This window comes from Lichenihabitans psoromatis (assembly GCF_004323635.1).
GTDB lineage: Bacteria > Pseudomonadota > Alphaproteobacteria > Rhizobiales > Beijerinckiaceae > Lichenihabitans > Lichenihabitans psoromatis.
In genome coordinates, this window is the sequence record NZ_CP036515.1 from 3,572,173 (window position 1) to 3,593,932 (window position 21,760).

The 21,760-nt window shown below is 59.6% G+C and carries 18 protein-coding genes and 2 tRNA genes; all 20 read right to left on the reverse strand.

Annotated features, from left to right (window positions below; all coding sequences use genetic code 11):
- Nucleotides 1–4: 4 nt before the first annotated feature.
- The 20 genes from EY713_RS16710 to tig all read right to left on the reverse strand — a co-directional run bounded on the left by EY713_RS16710 (nucleotide 5) and on the right by tig (nucleotide 21,668).
- Complete coding sequence (locus EY713_RS16710; protein ID WP_131116934.1) at nucleotides 5–1,522, reverse strand: NADH-quinone oxidoreductase subunit M; 1,518 nt, start codon at nucleotides 1,520–1,522, stop codon at nucleotides 5–7.
- Entirely contained in the window at nucleotides 1,522–3,549 is a 2,028-nt protein-coding gene (gene nuoL, locus EY713_RS16715; RefSeq protein WP_131116937.1) for an NADH-quinone oxidoreductase subunit L, read from the reverse strand. The genes EY713_RS16710 and nuoL overlap by 1 nt, the downstream gene beginning before the upstream one ends.
- Nucleotides 3,550–3,572: 23 nt before the next feature.
- Nucleotides 3,573–3,881, reverse strand: coding sequence for an NADH-quinone oxidoreductase subunit NuoK (nuoK, locus tag EY713_RS16720; RefSeq protein WP_131119856.1), 309 nt, complete (start codon nucleotides 3,879–3,881; stop codon nucleotides 3,573–3,575).
- A gap of 21 nt (nucleotides 3,882–3,902) precedes the next feature.
- Complete coding sequence (locus EY713_RS16725; protein ID WP_131116940.1) at nucleotides 3,903–4,511, reverse strand: NADH-quinone oxidoreductase subunit J; 609 nt, start codon at nucleotides 4,509–4,511, stop codon at nucleotides 3,903–3,905.
- A 98-nt stretch (nucleotides 4,512–4,609) separates the two neighbouring features.
- A complete protein-coding gene (nuoI, locus tag EY713_RS16730) occupies nucleotides 4,610–5,098 on the reverse strand; it encodes an NADH-quinone oxidoreductase subunit NuoI (RefSeq protein ID WP_131116943.1) in 489 nt (162 codons plus the stop codon).
- A 55-nt stretch (nucleotides 5,099–5,153) separates the two neighbouring features.
- On the reverse strand, nucleotides 5,154–6,176 hold the full coding sequence (gene nuoH / locus EY713_RS16735) for an NADH-quinone oxidoreductase subunit NuoH (protein ID WP_131116946.1): 1,023 nt from the start codon (nucleotides 6,174–6,176) through the stop codon (nucleotides 5,154–5,156).
- A gap of 8 nt (nucleotides 6,177–6,184) precedes the next feature.
- Nucleotides 6,185–8,242 (reverse strand): NADH-quinone oxidoreductase subunit NuoG, encoded by a 2,058-nt coding sequence (nuoG, locus tag EY713_RS16740; RefSeq protein ID WP_131116949.1) that lies wholly within the window; start codon nucleotides 8,240–8,242, stop codon nucleotides 6,185–6,187.
- Between the two features lie 91 nt (nucleotides 8,243–8,333).
- Complete coding sequence (gene nuoF, locus EY713_RS16745) at nucleotides 8,334–9,635, reverse strand: NADH-quinone oxidoreductase subunit NuoF (protein WP_131116952.1); 1,302 nt, start codon at nucleotides 9,633–9,635, stop codon at nucleotides 8,334–8,336.
- A 66-nt stretch (nucleotides 9,636–9,701) separates the two neighbouring features.
- A complete protein-coding gene (nuoE, locus tag EY713_RS16750) occupies nucleotides 9,702–10,439 on the reverse strand; it encodes an NADH-quinone oxidoreductase subunit NuoE (protein ID WP_131116955.1) in 738 nt (245 codons plus the stop codon).
- A 49-nt stretch (nucleotides 10,440–10,488) separates the two neighbouring features.
- Nucleotides 10,489–11,679, reverse strand: a complete 1,191-nt coding sequence (locus EY713_RS16755; RefSeq protein ID WP_131116958.1) for an NADH-quinone oxidoreductase subunit D — start codon at nucleotides 11,677–11,679, stop codon at nucleotides 10,489–10,491.
- Nucleotides 11,676–12,308, reverse strand: a complete 633-nt coding sequence (locus tag EY713_RS16760) for an NADH-quinone oxidoreductase subunit C (protein ID WP_131116960.1) — start codon at nucleotides 12,306–12,308, stop codon at nucleotides 11,676–11,678. Before EY713_RS16760 ends, EY713_RS16755 begins: the two co-directional genes overlap by 4 nt.
- Nucleotides 12,309–12,326: 18 nt before the next feature.
- Nucleotides 12,327–12,911 (reverse strand): NuoB/complex I 20 kDa subunit family protein, encoded by a 585-nt coding sequence (locus EY713_RS16765; protein WP_165491171.1) that lies wholly within the window; start codon nucleotides 12,909–12,911, stop codon nucleotides 12,327–12,329.
- Nucleotides 12,902–13,267 (reverse strand): NADH-quinone oxidoreductase subunit A, encoded by a 366-nt coding sequence (locus tag EY713_RS16770; protein ID WP_131116966.1) that lies wholly within the window; start codon nucleotides 13,265–13,267, stop codon nucleotides 12,902–12,904. The genes EY713_RS16765 and EY713_RS16770 overlap by 10 nt, the downstream gene beginning before the upstream one ends.
- A 209-nt stretch (nucleotides 13,268–13,476) precedes the next feature.
- A tRNA-Asp gene (locus EY713_RS16775) sits at nucleotides 13,477–13,553 on the reverse strand.
- A gap of 215 nt (nucleotides 13,554–13,768) precedes the next feature.
- On the reverse strand, nucleotides 13,769–14,365 hold the full coding sequence (locus EY713_RS16780; RefSeq protein WP_131116969.1) for a COG3904 family protein: 597 nt from the start codon (nucleotides 14,363–14,365) through the stop codon (nucleotides 13,769–13,771).
- A 452-nt stretch (nucleotides 14,366–14,817) separates the two neighbouring features.
- Nucleotides 14,818–14,893, reverse strand: a tRNA-Val gene (locus EY713_RS16785).
- A 370-nt stretch (nucleotides 14,894–15,263) separates the two neighbouring features.
- On the reverse strand, nucleotides 15,264–17,690 hold the full coding sequence (lon, locus tag EY713_RS16790; protein WP_131116972.1) for an endopeptidase La: 2,427 nt from the start codon (nucleotides 17,688–17,690) through the stop codon (nucleotides 15,264–15,266).
- 258 nt (nucleotides 17,691–17,948) lie between these two features.
- Nucleotides 17,949–19,217, reverse strand: a complete 1,269-nt coding sequence (gene clpX / locus EY713_RS16795) for an ATP-dependent Clp protease ATP-binding subunit ClpX (RefSeq protein ID WP_131116975.1) — start codon at nucleotides 19,215–19,217, stop codon at nucleotides 17,949–17,951.
- A 286-nt stretch (nucleotides 19,218–19,503) separates the two neighbouring features.
- Nucleotides 19,504–20,136 (reverse strand): ATP-dependent Clp protease proteolytic subunit, encoded by a 633-nt coding sequence (locus EY713_RS16800; RefSeq protein ID WP_131116978.1) that lies wholly within the window; start codon nucleotides 20,134–20,136, stop codon nucleotides 19,504–19,506.
- A gap of 95 nt (nucleotides 20,137–20,231) precedes the next feature.
- Entirely contained in the window at nucleotides 20,232–21,668 is a 1,437-nt protein-coding gene (gene tig / locus EY713_RS16805) for a trigger factor (protein ID WP_131116981.1), read from the reverse strand.
- Between the last annotated feature and the right edge of the window lie 92 nt (nucleotides 21,669–21,760).

Consider the following 21,760-nt stretch of genomic DNA (forward strand, 5'->3'; position numbering starts at 1 on the left):
GTCCTTACTGCGAAACGTTCAGAGCGGTGGCGGTCGTCGCAGCCTGAGCGGCTTGAACGACCTTCGAGATATGATCGACGGACGCCATCGATGCATCGATGATCGGGGCTGGGTGGAACCCATAGTAGATCGTCAGCACGATGAGCGGCAGAAGGATCACCATCTCGCGCGGCGAGAGATCGAGGATCCCCGCAAGAGACGGCTTCTCGAGCTTTCCGAAGATGACCCGGCGATAGAGAAACAGCGCGTAGCTCGCCGCCAGGATGGTGCCAAAGGTCGCGATCAGCGCCACCCAGGTGTTAACCTGAAACGCCGCCAGCATCGTGAGGAACTCGCCGACGAAGCCCGACGTTCCCGGAAGCCCGATATTCGCCATTGTGAAGATCATGAAGGCGACGGCGTAGCGGGGCATCCGTTCGACGAGGCCGCCGTAAGCCGAAATCTCACGCGTGTGCATGCGGTCGTAGATCACACCGACGCAAAGGAACAAAGCAGCCGATACGATGCCATGTGAGATCATCAGGAACATCGCGCCCTGAATGCCCTGCGGCGTCATCGTAAACAGGCCCATCGTCACGAAACCCATATGGGCGATCGACGAATAAGCGATCAGCTTCTTCATATCCTCCTGCACAAGCGCCACCAACGAGGTGTAGATGATGGCGACGACCGACAGGGCAAACATAAGCGGCGCGAAGTAATGCGACGCATCGGGGAACATCGGCAAAGAGAAGCGCAGAAAGCCGTAGCCGCCCATCTTCAACATGATGCCGGCCAGAATGACAGACCCTGCGGTCGGTGCCTCGACATGCGCGTCCGGCAACCACGTGTGGACCGGCCACATGGGCATCTTCACTGCAAAGGAAGCAAAGAAGGCCAGCCAAAGCCAAGTCTGCATCGAGGCTGAGAACATACCGGGTTGCAGCAGGACTTCGATGTCGGTCGTGCCGGCGACGCCATACATCTTCATGATGGCGAGCAGCATCAACAAGGAGCCGAGCAGCGTGTAGAGGAAAAACTTCATGCTGGCGTAAATGCGCCGCTTCCCGCCCCAGATGCCGATGATCAGGAACATCGGGATCAGTCCGCCCTCGAAGAAGAGGTAAAACAGCACCAGATCGAGCGCACAAAACACGCCGATCATCAAAGCTTCCAGGATCAGGAACGCGATCATGAATTCCTTGACGCGCAGCTGGATCGAGTCCCAGGACGCCAGGATGCAGAACGGCATAAGGAATGCGGTCAGGACGATGAACGGCATCGAGATGCCGTCGACGCCGAGCTTGTATTGCAAGCCGCCGCCGAACCAGCCCCGAGTCTCGATCAATTGAAAGGCCGAGTTGGACGTGTCGAAGTGGCTCCAAGCGTAAAGCGAGACGAGGAACACCACCAGCGTGGTCAGGAGAGCCGTCCAACGCGCGTTGCGGAGCGTTGCCGCGTCGTCGCCACGCAGGAGCAAAATGACAGCCGATCCGAGGACCGGGAGGAAGATCAGAAGCGAAAGAATGCCGAAGCCGAACATCAGTGGACGCCCCCGACCAGATACCAGGTGATGAAAGCGGCGACGCCGAGCATCATCGCGAAAGCGTAGTGATAGAGATAACCGGTCTGCAGCTTCACCACGCGATTGGTCGTTCCGACTACGGCGGCGGCGACGCCATCCGGCCCGAAGCCATCGATCACAAAGCCGTCACCACCCTTCCAGAACAACCGGCCAAGCCAGAAGGCCGGCCGCACGAAGAGATGATCGTATAGCTCGTCAAAATACCACTTATTGAGGAAGAACAAATAGAGCGGGCGATTGATCTTCGCCCAGGACTCAGCGGTTCCCGGCGACAACACGTAGGCATAGAAAGCGACCAGAAATCCAACCACCATCATGATGGTCGGCAGGATCGACACGAGGAACGGCACATGCTCCATCGCCTCGAAGATGTGGTTGTGATCCGAATAGAAAAGAGCCGCCTTCCAGAACTCGCTCATGCCTTCGCCGATGAAGGCATGTTTGAAGATGAGGCCGGCGAAGAGCGCGCCGAAGGCCAGCACGAACAGCGGTGCAAGCATCACGATTGGTGATTCATGCGGCTCATGATGATGCGAGTGATCGTCATGCGCCGCAGCTTCATGCCCATGGGCCGATGCCGTGCCATGGGCGGGTTCCGCATGGGTGTTGTGGTCGTTGCCTTCGACCGGCCCCTCTTGGCTGCGATCGACTCCAAAGAAGGTCAGGAAGATCAGCCGCCAGGAATAAAAAGACGTCATGCCTGCGGCGAACAACACCATCAAAAACGCATAGACGGCGCCAGGGCGAGTCGATGCGAAAGATGCTTCGATGATCGCATCTTTGGAGAAATACCCCGCCGTGAATGGAAAGCCAGTCAGGGCGAGCGTCCCGATGATCATCATCGCGAAGGTGATGGGAATCTTGCGCCAAAGGCCTCCCATTTTTCGCATGTCCTGCTCGTGGTGGCACGCGTGGATGACCGAACCGGCGCCCAGGAACAGCAAAGCCTTGAAGAACGCATGGGTGAAGAGGTGAAACACCGCGAGCGAGTAGCCACCGACCCCGAGCGCCACGAACATGTAGCCGAGCTGCGAGCAGGTCGAATAGGCAATCACCTTCTTGATGTCGTTCTGCACCAAGCCGATCGTCGCCGCAAACATCGCGGTCGTGCCGCCGATGACCGTCACGAATGTCATCGCATGCGGCGCAAGCTCGAACAGCGGAGAGAGCCGCGCGACCATGAACACACCGGCGGTCACCATCGTGGCGGCATGGATCAGCGCCGACACCGGCGTCGGACCCTCCATGGCATCAGGCAACCAGGTATGCAGCAGAAACTGCGCTGACTTACCCATCGCGCCCATGAAGAGCAGCAGGCAGGCCAGGGTCAGCGCATTCGGATCCATGCCGAAGGCATGAAAATGCTTGCCGACGAGCCCAGGCGCAGCCGCGAAGATCGTATCGAAAGCCACCGATTGGGTGAGCGCAAAAACAAGAAAGATGCCAAGCGAAAAGCCAAAGTCACCGACGCGATTGACCACGAAGGCCTTGATGGCGGCTGCGTTGGCGGTCGGCCGATCATACCAGAACCCGATCAGGAGATAGGACGCGAGACCGACCCCTTCCCAACCAAAAAACATCTGAACCAGATTGTCGGAGGTCACCAGCATCAACATCGCAAAGGTGAACAGCGACAGATAGGCGAAGAACCGCGGCCGGCTCGGATCCTCGTGCATGTAACCAATCGAATAGACGTGAACCAACGTCGAGACCGTGTTGACCACCACCAGCATCACGACCGTCAACGTGTCGATCCTGAAAGCCCAATCGACTTTCAGAGCACCGACCGTCATCCAGTTGGCGACATCGACATGGGTTGTCCCGTCGCCGAAGCCGACATTGACGAAAGCAACCCAGGACAACAGCGCCGAGATGCCGACCAGCACAGACGTCACGATCTCGGAGCTGCGGGCGCCGAGTTGATTGCCGAAGAGCCCGGTGATCAGGAAGCCGACCAGCGGGAGAAACACGATGGCTTGATACATGGGGAGTCCTAAAGCGGGGCTGGTCAGCCCTTCATCATGTTGATGTCTTCGACCGCGATGGATCCGCGATTGCGGAAATAGACCACGAGGATCGCGAGGCCAATTGCCGATTCGGCGGCCGCGACCGTCAGAACGAAGAGGCCGAAGACCTGTCCCGTGAGATCACCCAAGAAGGACGAGAAAGCGACGAGATTGACGTTGACGGCCAGCAGGATCAACTCGACCGACATCAGGATGATGATGATATTCTTGCGGTTGAGGATGATCCCCGCAACGCCGAGCGTGAAGAGGATCGCGCCGACGATGAGATATTGTGTGAGTCCGACGGTCATCATGCTGCCTTCACCGGAAAACTAGAGGCCCACACGGGACGGAACTTTCCGCACTTCGACGGACGTATGAGGATCGCGACGGTTCTGCTCGGAAATGTCCTGCCGCTTGACGCTGACCTTGTGCCGCAGCGTGAGTACGATCGACCCGATCATGGCGGTCAGCAGCACAAAGCCTGCCGTCTGAAAGAAGTAGAGATATTGCGTGTAAAGTACGCGACCAAGCGCGGCCGTGTTGGACAGCCCCGGCATGATCGGCGCAGCCGTGAGGCGGAGATCGGCAGGAGCGATCGTCCAACTACCGACGACGAGAACCAACTCGACCAGAACGACACCACCGACGAGCGCGCCGACCGGGAGATATTGAAGAAAGCCCTGCTTCAATTCGGCAAAGTCCACATCGAGCATCATGACGACGAACAAGAACAGGACCGCCACAGCGCCGACATAGACCACGATCAGAATCATGGCCAAAAATTCAGCTCCCAGCAGAATGAACAATCCCGCTGCGTTGACGAAGGCAAGGATCAGAAAGAGGACCGAGTGAACCGGATTCTTCGCCGAGATGACCATGAAGGCCGAGGCGACCGCGATCGCCGAAAAGATGTAGAAGAACGCGTCGGCCGCCGTCATGCCAGTCCCTTATGCACTTGTGACCACGTGGTCATACGAGTGCTCGTGCTGCGATGCAACGAGCCGCCACCGTCACGAACCCGTTCTTCCAATTTCAATCAGCGATACGGCGCATCAAGCGCGATGTTTCGCGCAATCTCACGCTCCCAGCGGTCGCCGTTCGCGAGAAGCCTGTTCTTGTCGTAGAGGAGCTCCTCGCGGGTCTCGACCGAGAATTCCGCATTGGGACCTTCGACGATTGCATCCACAGGGCACGCCTCTTGGCACAACCCGCAATAGATGCATTTCACCATATCGATGTCATAACGCGTCGTGCGCCGGGTCCCATCGTTACGGCGAGGTCCAGCCTCGATCGTGATCGCCTGAGCGGGGCAGATGGCCTCGCAAAGCTTGCAGGCGATGCAGCGCTCTTCCCCGTTCGGATAACGCCGCAAAGCATGCTCACCCCGATAACGCGGGCTTTGCGGATTTTTCTCGTGAGGGTAGTTTAGCGTCAGCTTCGGCTTGAAGAAATACCGCATCGCCAAGGCGAACGCACCGACGAACTCGGTCAGAAAGATCGACTTTGCGGCTTGATCCAAACGCATTTGGAATCCCTCTCAACTATCGCAGGGCATCCCTGCCCTGATTGCTCAGCCCGCGTCAATGGGGCAAGCCACCCCAACCCGTGATCTCCAACACACCCGCGACGATGACGACGCAAGCGAGCGAAATCGGCAGAAAGATCTTCCAACCGAGCCGCATTAATTGATCGTAGCGGTAGCGCGGCACGAAAGCCTTCACCATCGCGAACATGAAGAAAACCAATGATGCTTTGATGATGAACCAGATCGCGCCTGGCACCCAGGTGAAGGGCGCGAAGGGGATCGGCGACAGCCAGCCACCCAGGAAAAGGATGGTGGTCAGCGAGCACATCGTGACGATTGCCACATACTCACCGAGCATGAACAGCATGTAGGGCGTCGCCGAATATTCGACCATGAAACCGGCCACCAGCTCGGATTCGGCTTCGACCAGGTCGAAGGGAGGGCGGTTCGTCTCGGCGAGTGCCGAGATGAAGAAGATGATGAACATCGGAAACAGCGGCAACCAATACCAGCCGAGCAAGCCGAAACGTCCGTTTTGCGCGTTGACGATGTCGGTCAGGTTCAGCGATCCAGCGCACATCAGCACCGTCACGATCACGAGGCCGATGGAAACTTCGTAGGACACCATCTGGGCTGCGGACCGCAACGCCGCCAAAAAAGGGTATTTCGAGTTCGAGGCCCAGCCGGCCATGATGACCCCGTAGACACCCAGCGATGAGATGGCGAAAATATAAAGAATGCCGACGTTGAGGTTGGCGACAGCCCACCCTTGGTCGATCGGAATGACCGCCCAAGCCGAGATGGCCAAAACGCCCGACACAAGCGGCGCCAGCAGGAACACGCCTTTGTTGGCGCCCGATGGGATGATCGGCTCCTTGAAGACGAATTTCAGCATGTCGGCAAAGCTTTGCAGCAGGCCGAACGGGCCGACCACATTAGGGCCGCGACGCAGCTGCACGGCCGCCCAGATTTTCCGATCAGCCAACAAGATGTAGGCGACGTAGATCAACAGGGCGACGATCATCAGAAGGCTTTCGCCAATCTTCAGAAGGAGGGGCAGGAACCAGCCGTCGGTCATGCGAAGTCCTATTCGGCAGCTTGTTGCAGGCGGCCCTGCGCCAGCGCAGAGCATTCGGCCATCACGGCAGAAGCCCGGCAGATCGAGTTGGTCAGGTAGAAGTCCGAAACGGTCGAGCGGAACGGTGAGCGGTCGGATGTTGCGACGCCGTCCCCGAGGCTCGACAGGGCCTCCTTATCGGCGGGCACCACGACGTCGAGCGTTCCGAAGTGCGGATGCTCAGCCAGAAGCGCAGCCCGCAAAGCCCGGTGCGAGTCGAACGGTAGGCGATGGCCCAACACGTCGGACAAGGCCCGCAAGATCGCCCAATCTTCCCGCGCGTCACCTGGCGGGAAATTCGCCCGATCGGCGCGCTGCACGCGGCCCTCTGTATTGACGTAAAGACCGGTCTTCTCGGTATAGGTGGCGCCCGGTAGAATGACGTCCGCGCGGTGTGCTCCGCGGTCGCCATGGGTGCCCTGATAGATCACAAAGGCTCCGGGCGCGACGTCGACTTCGTCAGCACCAAGCAGGAACAGCACGTCGAGTGCTCCCGCTTTCGTCATTCCGGCAACGTCGAGGGCGCCGTCTGACGGCACGAAACCGAGATCCAGGCCACCGACGCGCGACGCTGCCGTATGCAGAACCGCCAGTCCGTTCCAGCCCTCAGCCGCGCCGAAACCTGCTGCCGCTTTGACGGCCATTGCGAGGACCGCCGCACCATCGTCGCGGGTCAGTGCGCCCTGTCCGATCAGCACCATCGGCCGATCGCCGCGTAGGGTGGTGCTTTTGCCAACGTCACCGAGCGTTTCGATCCCGGCCCCGAGATATTGATAGGGGTAGGTCAGATCGGCACGTTCGCCGATGACTTCGATCGGGAAATTCCCCTTCAGCCAACGCTTGCGAATACGCGCGTTCAACACCGGGCTTTCACGACGCGGGTTCGACCCGATGATCAGCAACGACGTCGCATCCTCGATGCCGGCGACCGTCGGATTGAACAGGTAGGACGCGCGGCCGAATTTCGGATGCAGCTTGGTTCCATCCTGGCGGCAATCGATGGTGGTCGAGCCCAGCTTCGCCATCAGTTGCTTGAGAGCGAACATGTCCTCGACGCTCGACAGGTCACCAGCGATGGCCCCGATCCGATCGGGGGGCGACGCCTTGATCTTGCCGGCGATCGCCGCGAAAGCCTCGCCCCACGTCACCGGCACCAGTCTGCCGTCACGCCGCATGAAAGGACGATCGAGCCGCTGAGCCTTCAGACCGTCGACCACATGACGGGTCTTGTCCGAAATCCATTCCTCATTCACGGCGTCGTTGACGCGCGGAAGGATACGAAGCACCTCGCGACCGCGTGTATCAACCCGGATCGAAGAGCCGAGCGCATCCATCACGTCGATCGAGTCGGTCTTGGTCATCTCCCAAGGACGCGCCTTGAACGGATAAGGCTTCGGCAGCAAGGCGCCGACCGGGCAGAGATCGGCGATGTTGGACTGCAATTCCGACCCGAGCGCCGTCTCGAGATAGGTCGTGATCTCCATATCCTCACCGCGACCGATCGCACCCATGTCGCCGGTTCCGGCGACCTCCGCCGTAAAGCGGACGCATCGGGTGCAATGGATGCAGCGGTTCATCGATGTCCGGACCAACGGACCGATATACTTATCTTCGACCGCGCGCTTATTCTCGTGATAGCGCGACCCGGCGACACCGAACGCCATCGCCTGGTCCTGCAGATCGCACTCGCCGCCTTGATCGCAGATCGGGCAATCGAGCGGATGATTGATCAGCAGAAATTCCATCACGCCGCGACGCGCGGTTTTGACAAGCGGCGTCTTGGTGAAGATCTGTGGTGCCTCGCCATTCGGACCCGGGCGGCAGTCCCTCACGCCCCACGCGCAAGAGGCGACGGGCTTCGGGCTGCCCTTCACTTCGACCAAACACATCCGGCAATTGCCCGCGATCGACAGGCGCTCGTGGTAACAAAAGCGCGGAATTTCAGCGCCGGCTTCCTCGCAGGCTTGCAGCAAAGTGAAATCGGCCGGGACGTCGATCTCGCGACCATCGATGACGAGTTTGGTCATGGGTAATCTCGTGTTCGTGCCGATGAAACAACAACGAGGCCGACAGTCGTCCTCGCGCGCTGAGATAGTCGATGGTCAGTAGCGGCGGTCATTACTCGGCCGCGATTTCGATCGGCTCGGGATGCGGATTGGCCATATAGCTATCAATGCGGCGCTCGATCTCAGGCCGGAAATGCCGGATCAGCCCCTGCACGGGCCAAGCGGCCGCGTCACCCAGGGCACAGATCGTGTGGTTCTCGATCTGCTGCGTCACCGATAACAAGACGTCGATCTCGCGCTTATGCGCGCGACCTTCGGCCATGCGGCTCACGACGCGCCAAAGCCAACCCGTCCCCTCACGGCACGGTGTGCACTGGCCGCAGCTCTCGTGTTTGTAAAAGTAGCTCAGGCGCGCGATCGCCCGGATCACATCGGTCGACCGATCCATGACGATGACGGCAGCAGTGCCAAGCCCGGACTTCAGAGCACGCAGCGAGTCGAAATCCATCGGCGTGTCGATGATCTCGTGGGCCGGTACGAGCGGCACCGACGCGCCGCCTGGAATGACGGCGAGAAGGTTGTCCCACCCGCCACGAATGCCGCCGCAATGCCGATCGATCAACTCCCGGAAGGGGATCGACATGGCTTCTTCGACGTTGCAGGGCGTGTTGACGTGACCGGAGATGCAAAACAGCTTGGTGCCGGCGTTGTTCTTAGCTCCAAAGCTTGAGAACCAGGCCCCGCCCCGACGCAAAATCGTCGGCGCTACCGCGATCGATTCGACATTGTTGACGGTCGTGGGACAGCCGTAGAGGCCCATATTGGCGGGAAACGGCGGCTTCAGCCGCGGCATCCCCTTCTTGCCTTCGAGCGATTCCAGCAAGGCGGTCTCTTCGCCGCAGATATACGCGCCGGCACCGCGATGAACGTAGATGTCGAAGGGGTAGCCATGCAGGTTGTTTTTGCCAACCAGATTGGCGTCGTAGCATTCCTCGATCGCCGCATCCAGGCGGTCGGCTTCAAAGATATATTCGCCACGGATATAGATGTAGCAGGCATGCGCGCCCATCGCGAAAGAGGCGAGCAGGCATCCCTCGATCAAGAGATGCGGATCGTTGCGGATGATCTCGCGGTCCTTGCAGGTTCCCGGCTCAGACTCATCGGCGTTGACGACGAGATAGGAGGGGCGAGCCGGATCCGGCTTTGGCATGAACGACCACTTCAGCCCCGTCGGGAAGCCGGCGCCACCGCGCCCGCGCAGGCCCGATGCCTTCATCTCGTTGATGATCCAGTCTTTGCCTTTTTCGATCAAGCCTTTGGTGCCGTCCCAGGCCCCGCGCGAGCGAGCGCCGGCGAGACGCCAATCGCCATACCCGTAAAGGTTTGTGAAGATGCGGTCCTTGTCTTCAAGCATCGAAAAGGCTCCCCGCGACAATGTCCCGGCTGATGATGGTGTAGCGCAACCAGATGACGTTCATGGTCATGCCCCGCCGCCCTGCTCGATCGGCGCATCTGCGGCCGCCGGCGGTTGAGGAGCAGGCGGGATAATCGTCTGAGTCGCGTGCTCAATTCGCGGAATCTCGACCGAGTGTAGACCCGCTGGCGTTTGGGGATTGTCGCCATAGATCGTCGTCAGCGAGGTCAGGTGACCGGCTGGCTCGGATGTGGCGCGTCCCATTTGCGACCCTTGCCGAACTGGCCGGCCTGCCGCCAAATCGGACAGCAGAGCGTCGAAATTCTCCGGTGTCAGATCCTCATAATAGGTGTCGTTGATCTGAACCATCGGGGCGTTACAGCAAGCTCCCAGGCATTCCACCTCGAGCCACGAAAACAGGCCGTCTGCCGACACGTGACTCTGTGCACCTACCCGCTGTTCCAGGACAGACTTGATCCCGTCCGAACCGCGGATCATGCAAGGCGTGGTGCCACACATCTGAATGAAGAACTTGCCGACCGGCGCCAAGTTAAACATCGAATAGAAGGTCGCGATTTCGAGCACCCGAATGTAAGGCATCTCAAGCATCTGGCCGACCGCTTCGATGGCCTTCTTGGGCACCCATCCGTCATGCTGCGACTGCGCGCGCCACAGCAACGCGATCACCGCGGAGGCTTGGCGGCCCGGCGGATATTTAGCGATCTGCTTCGCGGCCCAAGCCTTGTTTTCGGGTGAGAACTCGAAGCTGTCGGGCTGGACTTCAGCCAATCGGCGAACGGCCATGCTTACCTTCTCGCGTCAAAATTATGCGTTGCGGTTTCAAGGCGACGGGTCACCTGTCGACCTCTCCGAACACGATATCCAGAGAACCGAGGATAGCCGAGACGTCGGCCAGCATGTGTCCTCGGCACATGAAATCGATCGCTTGCAGATGGGCGAAACCTGGCGCCTTGATCTTGCAGCGATAGGGCTTGTCCGTGCCGTCTGAGACCAGGTAGACACCGAATTCGCCCTTCGGCGCCTCAACTGCTGCATAGACCTCGCCGGCGGGAACGTGAAACCCTTCGGTGTAGAGTTTGAAGTGATGGATCAGAGCTTCCATCGAGCGCTTCATTTCGGCGCGCGACGGCGGCATCACCTTGCCCATGCGCGCGTGAACCGGCCCCTGCCCTTCAGGAGCGAGAAGCTTGGCGACGCATTGTTTGATGATCTTGGTCGATTCGCGCATTTCCTGCATGCGGATGACCTGACGGTCGTAGTTGTCGCCGTTCTTGCCGACGGGGATGTCGAAATCCATCTCCTCGTAGCACTCGTAGGGCTGGCTCTTGCGAAGATCCCAGGCCGCGCCGGATCCGCGCACCATCACGCCCGAAAATCCCCAAGCCCAGCATTCGTCGAGACTGACGATGCCAATATCGACATTGCGCTGCTTGAAAATACGATTTTCGACGAACAGCGCCCAGAGATCGTCGAGCACCGAAAGGAACGGATCACAAAAAGCGCCGATATCTTCGACGAGCAGACGCGGCAGGTCGGAATGAACGCCGCCGGGCCGGAAGTAATTCGCATGCATCCGAGCGCCTGACGCGCGCTCGTAGAACACCATCAGCTTTTCACGCTCCTCAAACCCCCAGAGCGGGGGCGTCAGGGCGCCGACGTCCATCACTTGCGTTGTCACGTTGAGAAGGTGCGAGAGCAATCGGCCGATCTCGCAGAACATGACACGAATCAATTGTGCCCGACGAGGAACTTCGAGCTTCAGCAGCTTCTCGATGGCCAAACAGAAGGCATGCTCCTGGTTCATCGGCGCGACATAGTCGAGGCGATCGAAATAAGGAACGTTCTGAAGGTAGGTCCGAGCCTCCATCAATTTCTCGGTGCCGCGATGCAGCAATCCGATATGCGGATCGACGCGCTCGACGACTTCGCCGTCGAGTTCGAGCACAAGTCGCAAGACCCCGTGGGCTGCAGGATGCTGAGGCCCGAAGTTGACCGCGAAGTTACGCAGATTCTGCTCGGTCATTGCTGCCTCGCCTTTTCGTCGCCCGGAAGCGCCGCGATGTCTGTGCCCTCCCATGGCGACAAGAAATCCCAGTTGCGGAATTCCTGCGTCAAGCGGACAGGCTCGTTGACGACTCGCTTCTCAATGTCGTTCCAGCGCACTTCCACGAACCCGGTCATCGGGAAATCCTTCCGAAGCGGATGCCCTTCGAAGCCATAATCCGTCAGCAAACGCCGAAGGTCGGGGTGTCCCGAAAACAGGATGCCATAGAGATCATAGGCTTCCCGCTCGAACCAGTTCGCGCAGGGAAATACCGGTATGATGCTCGGCACCGGGGTCGTTTCGTCAGTCGATATTTTGATCCGAATGCGGCTGTTGTGCTTTGGCGAGAGCAGATGGGTCACGACATCGAAACGTGCGCCGCGCTCAGGATAATCTACGCCGCAAAGATCGACGAAAGAGATAAAGAGACAACGGGCATCGTCGCGAAGAAAGCGGACGACATCGACGATCCCAGCGGCCGGCAGGGTAATGCACAACTCATCATCGACCACAGACGCGACGATGCCGTGATCCGGGTGCGATGCGGCGATATAGGCGCCGAGTTCGACGAGGGGATGGGCCACTACCTCAGTTACGCTATCGCTCATGGCGCTCAGTCTTCCCGTCTATCGCTCGATCGTGCCGGTACGACGGATTTTCCGTTGCAACAGCAACACGCCATACAGCAGGGCCTCGGCCGACGGAGGGCACCCCGGAACGTAAATATCCACCGGAACGATCCGATCACAGCCGCGGACAACCGAATAGGAGAAGTGATAATAGCCGCCGCCGTTGGCGCAGGATCCCATCGAGATCACGTAGCGCGGCTCCGGCATCTGGTCGTAAACCTTACGGAGCGCCGGAGCCATTTTGTTGGTCAGCGTTCCGGCAACGATCATCACGTCCGACTGACGCGGGCTGGCGCGCGGCGCGAAGCCGTAGCGCTCGGCATCGTAACGAGGCATCGACAGCTGCATCATCTCAACGGCGCAGCAGGCGAGACCGAACGTCATCCACATTAGCGATCCGGTGCGGGCCCACTGAATGAGGTCGTCCGTCGCCGTAACCAGGAAGCCCTTGTCGGCAAGCTGATCATTCAACCCGAGAAAGAAGGGGTCGTCGGAACCGATCGGTCGTCCCGTATTCGGATCGATCACGCCGCGCGGACGAGGCGCAACAGCGGTGTCGGCCGGGCTTGTGATCAATCCCATTCGAGAGCGCCTTTCTTCCATTCGTAAACAAAGCCAATGGTCAGCACGCCCAGAAACGTCATCATCGACCAAAACCCGAAGGCACCGAGGTCACGAAACGCCACCGCCCACGGAAACAGGAACGCGACTTCCAGATCGAAAATGATGAACAACAGCGAGACGAGGTAGAAACGGATGTCGAATTTCATGCGCGCGTCATCGAAGGCATTGAAACCGCATTCGTAAGCCGACAGCTTTTCAGGGTCCGGTGACTGGTAAGCCACGATGAACGGAGCAAGCAGCAAGGCACCGGAAATGACCACCGACACGACGATGAAGACGATCAACGGCAGGTAGTCACTGAGGAGGTTCGGCATAAAGCGTTCCGCTCAAATGGATTGCCAAATCGGCGCGACGGACCAGAAGCACCTTCCGCTTTGGCCTGCCATTTGGTGTCCATGACGTAATGCAGCGCACCAATGCAAGCAAGGCGAAATGGTGCCGCAGGGCCACTTGTTTCGACAGGTTCCAATCCGCAGAAGCGGCGACTTGACAGATCTATTTGCGGATGGGGCTCGCGAGTGAATGGCGAGAGAGACGGGACTCGAACCCGCGACCTCCGGCGTGACAGGCCGGCGCTCTAACCAACTGAGCTACTCCCCCACGAGGCTGACCGGCAGTGCCGTGTCGCTCGGAGAAGTGCGGAATATGATACCCCTCCCCGGCTGTCAACCCACTTACGTCGAGGGGTGTGTAAAACCTGCGAAAACCACACACCGGAGACGAGCGATGCATGATGAGCATCGCTCAAGAAAGCCGTTGCAGATGCGATATAAAACTCCAAATAGCTTAGCTAAAACAAAGGCAAAGGCGTTCCGCTAAAGGCGAGGCCCGCCAAGCCGCCAACGCCGAATCTCCTCCGCCGTTACGATATGGATGGCATCTGGCGAGATCCGCTCCGCAAAGGCGATCATGCGAGGATCGGCACCCATCAGCTTCGCATAGGCACTGAGCGACGACACGAATTCGCTCGATCCATAGATTCGCTGCCGCTCCATCGCGCCCGATGGATCGCGGACGGCTTCGTCGATCACCATGCGGTGAATACCGAGGCGGCTGACCGGAGGGACGACCCGTCGTTTGCCTCCGAGAAACGCATAGACGCAGGCCGAATAGCATGAGCCCGGCGTGACCTGCGCGATGTTCGATCCGGGTTCGGCCGTCAGAGCCGCGACGATCACGGCCGCGCCGATCTTCCGAAAAGCGCTGCCGAGTTGCATTGCGCCGACGACCGTGCCGCCTGGCGATTGCAGCAGCACCACGGGACGGAGATCTGAGTCTTTCAGGTGTTCGGACAGGAAGGTGACGAACTGGTCGGCCGTTTCGTTGCTGATTTCGCCATCGGCCACGATCACCTCAGGGCAACTGCCGTGGCACTGAGTCTCTGTGCCGATCGTCGTCAGCGCGAAACTCATGGGTTCAGCCGCAAGGGCCGCCGCCGCAGGCCAGAGAAGGGCTAAGCACCAACCTAAGACGCTGATCACGAGCAGGTTGTTGCGATGCCGGCGATGTTCCATTGACGTCGAGCGGGTCGGCCAAGGCATCCGGTCCCTCCAGACGCGATCATTCGTTTCGAATCGGCGGTCGATTATGCTGTCCACCTTGAGCTCCGATTGGGCCACCGAGCCGACGGGCACGCGGCCGAACATCCTGGATCACCGCTCTGCTGCAATCGCCATGCCGATTTGCAGGCCGCACCGAGACCCACGAGCGATCAAGAATGGCGGAAATCAATGCCAGCGCAAAATGGTTTCGTCGTGTCGGGACTGGGGCCAATTCGCTCGCTTTGATGTGCGATGCGTCGTGGGACCGAGCGGCGCCAAGGTCCAGGCTTACCGAGCGACGTCTACCTGAAATGGCTGAGATGTGGTGGGCGGTGACGGGCTCGAACCGCCGACCCTCTCGGTGTAAACGAGATGCTCTACCAACTGAGCTAACCGCCCTCAGGGTGCCGGGTTCACTCAAAGCTTTGCCGGACGATTGGGTTCTAAGCGCATCGGGTCCGGCTCGCAAGCCCATGGAGGCGTCCCCGCTCCGATCCCGCGGCTGGTGGGTGGGGCACGTCGCGCTCAGCGGTTGCGGATCCGTCCTCTCATCGGCCACGACGCCTGTCGCGCCAGCGCGGCGCCTTCGCTCGTTCCAAGGCTCCCCGTAAACGGTGTAAGCGACAAGACAAGAGGACTGGCAAACAGCCGGGAAGCCGCAATCGAATCACGACCTCCGACGAGGCGACGACGGCACGAAAAAGCCGCGACCCTCATCGGATCGCGGCTTTCGTGGTGACGCTTCTAGCAGTGACTCAGATACCGTCGCTCAGTGTGCGACGACCCCGGATGCGTCGTCGTCGCTGATGGCGGGTGTTTGACCTGTCGGCAAGATCTTCTCCTCCCAACTGATCGGCTGCGGCTGCCGAATCAATGCATGCTTGAGAACCTCATCCATCCGTGACACCGGCACGATCTCGAGGCCGTTCTTCACACTGTTCGGGATTTCGAGCAGATCCTTGGCATTCTCTTCGGGGATCAAGACCTTCTTCAACCCACCGCGCAACGCCGCCAGCAGTTTCTCTTTCAACCCGCCGATCGGAAGCACCCTGCCCCGCAACGTGATCTCGCCCGTCATGGCGATATCGCGACGGATCGGGATTCCGGTCAGGATCGACACGATGGTGGTTGCCATCGCAACGCCGGCTGACGGTCCATCCTTGGGCGTCGCACCTTCCGGCACGTGCACATGGATATCGCGACGTTCGAAGAGTGGCGGCTCGATGCCGAAATCGAGAGCCCGCGAGCGAACGTAGGAAGCAGCAGCGGAGATCGACTCCCGCATCACGTCCTTCAGATTACCGGTGACGGTCATCTTACCCTTACCGGGCATCAGAACGCCTTCGATCGTCAGCAACTCGCCGCCAACCTCGGTCCAAGCCAATCCGGTCACGACCCCGACCTGATCCTCCGTCTCAGCTTCGCCATACCGATATTTCGGCACACCGAGATAGTCGGCCAAGTTCGCCTCGGTCACGCGGATCGTCTTGTGATCCGTGCTGAGTATCTCCTTCACGGCCTTGCGGCAGAGATTGGAGATTTCCCGCTCGAGATTACGAACGCCCGCTTCCCGCGTGTAGCGCCGGATGAGCAGCATCAAACCATCGTTGTCGATCGCCCATTCGTGCGGCTCGAGCCCGTGCTTTTTAATGGCAGCCGGAATCAAGTGCGTCCGCGCGATCTCGGCCTTCTCGTCTTCCGTGTAACCGGCGATCCGAATGATTTCCATGCGGTCCATCAAGGGCGCAGGGATATTCAACGTATTGGCGGTCGTCACGAACATGACGTTCGAAAGGTCGTAGTCCACTTCGAGATAGTGGTCGTTGAAGGTCGCGTTCTGTTCGGGGTCGAGAACCTCGAGCAGGGCGGATGACGGATCGCCGCGAAAATCCATGCCCATCTTGTCGATCTCATCGAGCAAGAAGAGCGGGTTGGAGGTCTTGGCTTTCCGCATCGACTGGATGATCTTGCCCGGCATCGAACCAATGTAGGTCCGACGATGACCGCGAATCTCGGCCTCGTCGCGCACGCCGCCGAGCGACATCCGCACGAATTCGCGACCCGTCGCTTTGGCGATGGATTTGCCGAGCGAGGTTTTACCAACACCCGGAGGGCCGACGAGGCAGAGGATGGGACCCGTCAGTTTGTTGGCCCGACTCTGGACCGCCAAATATTCGATGATCCGCTCCTTGACCTTGTCGAGCCCGTAATGCTCGGAGTTCAAGGTTGCCTCTGCCAACGGGAGGTCGCGCTTGATCTTCGAGCGCTTGCCCCACGGGATCGACAACAGCCAGTCGAGGTAGTTGCGGACCACCGTCGCTTCGGCCGACATCGGCGACATCTGACGAAGCTTCTTCAGCTCAGCCGTCGCTTTGTCGCGCGCATCCTTCGAGAGCTTCGTATCCTTGATGCGCTGCTCGATTTCGGCGAGATCGTCCTTGCCGTCCTCGTCGCCCAGCTCCTTCTGGATCGCCTTCATCTGCTCATTGAGATAATACTCGCGCTGGGTCTTCTCCATCTGCCGCTTGACGCGCGTCCGGATGCGCTTCTCGACCTGCAAGACGGAGATCTCGCTTTCCATCAGGCCGAGGCACTTCTCAAGACGCTTGATCGCGGATGGCATCTCGAGGATCGCCTGCTTATCCGAGATCTTGACCGCAAGGTGCGACGCAATCGTATCGGCAAGCTTCGAGAAGTCTGTGATCTGCCCAACGGCCGCGACGACCTCCGGAGACACCTTCTTGTTCAGCTTCACATAGCCTTCAAATTCGGTCACGACCGTGCGGGCCAAGGCTTCGAGCTCGACCTGATCGACCTGATCGTCGGCCAACACTTCACCGTCGGCCTCGTAATAATCATCGGTGCGCGTGTAGTTGCGGACTTTGACGCGCGTTGCGCCTTCGACCAAAACCTTAACGGTCCCGTCGGGCAATTTCAGGAGTTGAAGGACAGACGCGAGGGTACCAGTCGTGAAGATCGCATCGGTGGCCGGATCGTCGTCCGTGGCATTCATCTGCGTCGCGAGCAGAATGAACCGATCGGCCTTCATGACCTCTTCAAGGGCACGAATCGATTTTTCGCGGCCGACGAAGAGCGGCACGATCATGTGCGGAAAGACGACAATGTCACGGAGTGGCAGGACAGGGTAGCCTTCGATGCTACCGGGCGCTGCAGGCAAGCGCTTCTGAGTTGTCATGATTCATCCTAACGATGTGTGGCCACGCTGACGCTATTAAGCCGTTTCGTGTGGCCCAGCGATCCCGGTTCGTCCGGTCGCTGCCGCCGGAGGCCGTGCAACGCACCCCCAGCTTGGGATAGCGCGGCCGCTTCAAACTGTGGCCCGGCGCCAACACCGAAGTGGCGGTGTGGCTGAGTAAATTCAAGAAGTCGATCGGTTCTCTGGAGTAATAAAGCAGGAAACGGGCCAGAGTGTCCTCTGGCCCGTTCGCGATCCTTAGGCGCTGGCTCCAGCCTTTTCGGCGCCACGCTCTGAATAGATGTAAAGCGGGCGCGCTTTACCCTCCACGACCTCCGGTCCGATCACGACCTGTTCGACCCCGTCGAGACCCGGCAGCTCGTACATCGTGTCGAGCAGGATGCCTTCCATGATCGAGCGCAACCCGCGGGCGCCGGTGCGGCGTTCGATCGCCTTCTTGGCCACCACATTGAGCGCTTCGTCCTGGAAGGTCAGCTCCGTGCTCTCCATCTCGAACAGGCGCTGATACTGCTTGACCAGCGCATTCTTCGGTTCCGTCAGGATCTTCTTAAGTGCATCCTCATCGAGATCTTCGAGCGTCGCGATGACCGGTAGGCGGCCGACGAACTCGGGGATCAGGCCGAACTTCAACAAATCCTCCGGCTCGACCTTGCTGAAAATCTCGCCGGTGCGCCGATCGTCAGGAGATTGCACCTTCGCCGCAAAGCCAATCGATGTGCCGCGTCCACGCGCCGAAATAATCCGCTCAAGGCCGGCGAAAGCGCCGCCGCAGATGAACAGAATGTTGGTCGTGTCGACCTGGAGGAACTCCTGCTGCGGGTGCTTTCGGCCGCCCTGCGGCGGGACCGAGGCGACCGTGCCCTCCATGATCTTGAGAAGAGCCTGCTGGACGCCCTCACCCGACACGTCACGTGTGATCGAGGGATTGTCCGACTTCCGGGAAATCTTGTCGATCTCGTCAATATAGACGATGCCGCGTTGCGCACGCTCGACATTATAATCGGACGCCTGCAGCAGCTTGAGGATGATGTTCTCGACATCTTCGCCGACATAACCGGCTTCGGTCAGCGTCGTCGCATCCGCCATCGTGAACGGCACATCGAGGATCCGCGCGAGCGTCTGTGCCAACAACGTCTTGCCCGACCCGGTCGGCCCGATCAGCAGGATGTTTGATTTCGCCAGTTCGACATCGTTATGCTTCGTCGCGTGGTTCAACCGCTTATAATGGTTGTGCACCGCCACGGACAGCACGCGCTTGGCCTGCGGCTGCCCAATCACATAATCGTCGAGGACCTTGGAAATCTCCTTCGGGGTCGGAATTCCATCGCGGCGATTGACCAGCGACGACTTGTTCTCCTCCCGGATGATGTCCATGCACAATTCGACGCATTCGTCGCAGATGAACACCGTTGGGCCAGCGATCAGTTTGCGAACCTCGTGCTGGCTTTTTCCGCAGAAGGAGCAGTACAGCGTGTTCTTGGAATCGCTGCCGCCGGCTTTGCTCATTGTAGTCTCCGTTAGGATCGACGTCCTGACAGGGATGTCGATCATCTCAAGAAGTTAAGGGCGCTGCGCTAACAAACCGTAGCTGATGCAGACCCAACAGGACACGAGCCGGGATTCGTGCTAATATCGTTCGAGGTTGGCTTCATAAACAAAGACGTGGTCGATCCGATATGTGACCACGACGCGGCCGCGAGAGCAAGTTAACCCATCGCCACCGGTCGCTGACCTGCTTCGCGTCACATGGCCGCAACATCTTCATGACGATCATGCGACGGCGGCTGAAGCGTTATCGGGCGTCGCCGGTCTCTTCGACTCGCTTCGACTCGACCCGATCAACGATCCCGAAATCACGGGCTTCTTCGGCCGTCATGAAGTGATCGCGATCCAGCGTGTTCTCGATCGTGTCATAGTCTCGTCCCGTATGCTTCACGTAGATCTCGTTCAGCCGGCGCTTGATCTTCATGATGTCTTCGGCGTGTCGCAAAATATCCGAGGCTTGTCCTTGGAAGCCGCCCGAGGGCTGATGCACCATCACACGAGCGTTGGGGAGCGCAAAGCGCATGCCAGTCTCACCTGCGGCGAGCAGCAGCGACCCCATCGACGCTGCCTGCCCGATGCAGAGCGTCGAAACCTTCGGCCGAATGAACTGCATCGTGTCGTAAATTGCGAGCCCAGCGGTCACGACTCCGCCGGGAGAGTTGATGTAAAGCGAAATCTCTTTCTTGGGGTTTTCGGACTCGAGGAACAACAACTGGGCAATCACGACTGACGCCATATTGTCCTCGACCTGACCCGTCAGGAAGATGATGCGCTCGCGCAGCAAGCGGGAGTAGATGTCGAATCCACGCTCGCCCCGGCTCGTGTTTTCGATGACTTGCGGGATGAGATATTGGGCGTAGACGTCGCGGGGGTCTCTCATTCCAATCAGGTCCTTGGTCGGCGCGTGCGGCGCAATACTCGTTTCGTCAATGTATGTGCTGGGATGGCGAGCGCAACCCAGCACTATGAGAACGCTTAGCCGCGCGCGTCGTCATTCTCATCGGAGGATGCCTCGGGAGCGTCCTCAGTCCAGGCGTCGGATCGCGGCAGAGCCATCGCATTATCGCCTGCCTCGACCTTGAACAACTCTTCGCGCGAGACAGTCCGGTCCGTGACTTTCGCCTGGGTCACGATGTAGTCGACCACCTTCTCCTCGAACAGCGGCGCGCGGATCTCGGCAAGCGCCTGCGGGGTCTTGCGGTAGAACTCCCAGACTTCCTTCTCCTGGCCCGGATATTGGCGGACCATTTCGACCAAAGCCTTGGTGATCTCGTCGTCGCCAACCTTCACGCCCGTGCTCTCGCCGACTTCGGCGAGGACGAGACCCAGGCGCACGCGACGTTCCGCGATGCGACGGTATTCGGCCTTCGCGTCGTCTTCCGTCGTATCGTCATCGGCAAAGGACCGGCCGGACTTCTGCTGCTCGTCCGAAACCTGCCGCCAGATGTTCGCAAACTCCTGCTCGACGAGGCCCTGCGGGAGATCGAATGAATATCGCTTGTCGAGTTGGTCGAGCAACGCGCGCTTCAACTTGTCGCGCGAGGCCTTGGAGAATTCATCCTCCATGCGGGAGCGCACGGCCGTCTTCAGGCCATCAAGATCGTCGAAACCGAAGTTCTTGGCAAAATCGTCGTCGATCTTCAGCTCGCCCGGAGCCGCAATGGACTTGACGGTGACGTCGAAGGTCGCGGCCTGCCCAGCAAGCTGCGCCGACAGGTAGTTTTCAGGGAAGCTGAGCGCCACCTTCCGCTCCTCGCCGAGCTTCGCCCCGACGAGTTGCGCCTCGAAACCGGGAATGAAGCTGTCGGAGCCGAGGATGACGTCGATGTCCTTACCGGCGCCCCCCTCAAAGACTTCGTCCTTGATCTTGCCTTCAAAATCGATCGTCAGCTTGTCGCCGTTTTCGGCGGTGGCGTCATCGCCTTCCTTCGGCGTGAAGACACGGTTTTGGTCGGCCATGCGCTCCATCGACTTGGTGACCTCGGCCTCATCGACCTCGGCAACGAGCCGCTCGATCTCGATGGTCTCGAAGGTACCCGTCTCAAACTTCGGCAGGGTCTCGACCGCGACCGTGAACGAGAGGTCGCCTTCGGCCTCCATCGCACGCTCGACCTCGGCCTGATCGCTCGCGAGATCGATCTTCGGCTCCATCGCAAGTCGGAGACCATTGTCCTCGACGATCTTGCGGTTGGCTTCATTGACGGCATTCTGCACGACTTCGCTCATCACTGAGCGACCGTAGACGCGCTTCAGATGCGCCATCGGCACTTTGCCGGGACGAAAACCGTTGATCTTGACCTTGTCTCTCATGCCGGCGAGTTCGCCTTCGAGCCGCGACGCAAGATCTGCGGCCGGGAGGACGACCTTATATTCGCGCTTGAGGCCCTGGCTGCTGACTTCGGTGACCTGCATCTAACTCTAGCCTCTTCGTTCCGTATCGCCGCTTGCGCCGGCGATCGTTCGCGTCGCGCAGCATCATCAATCGTATGGGGCTTGCGCCGCCG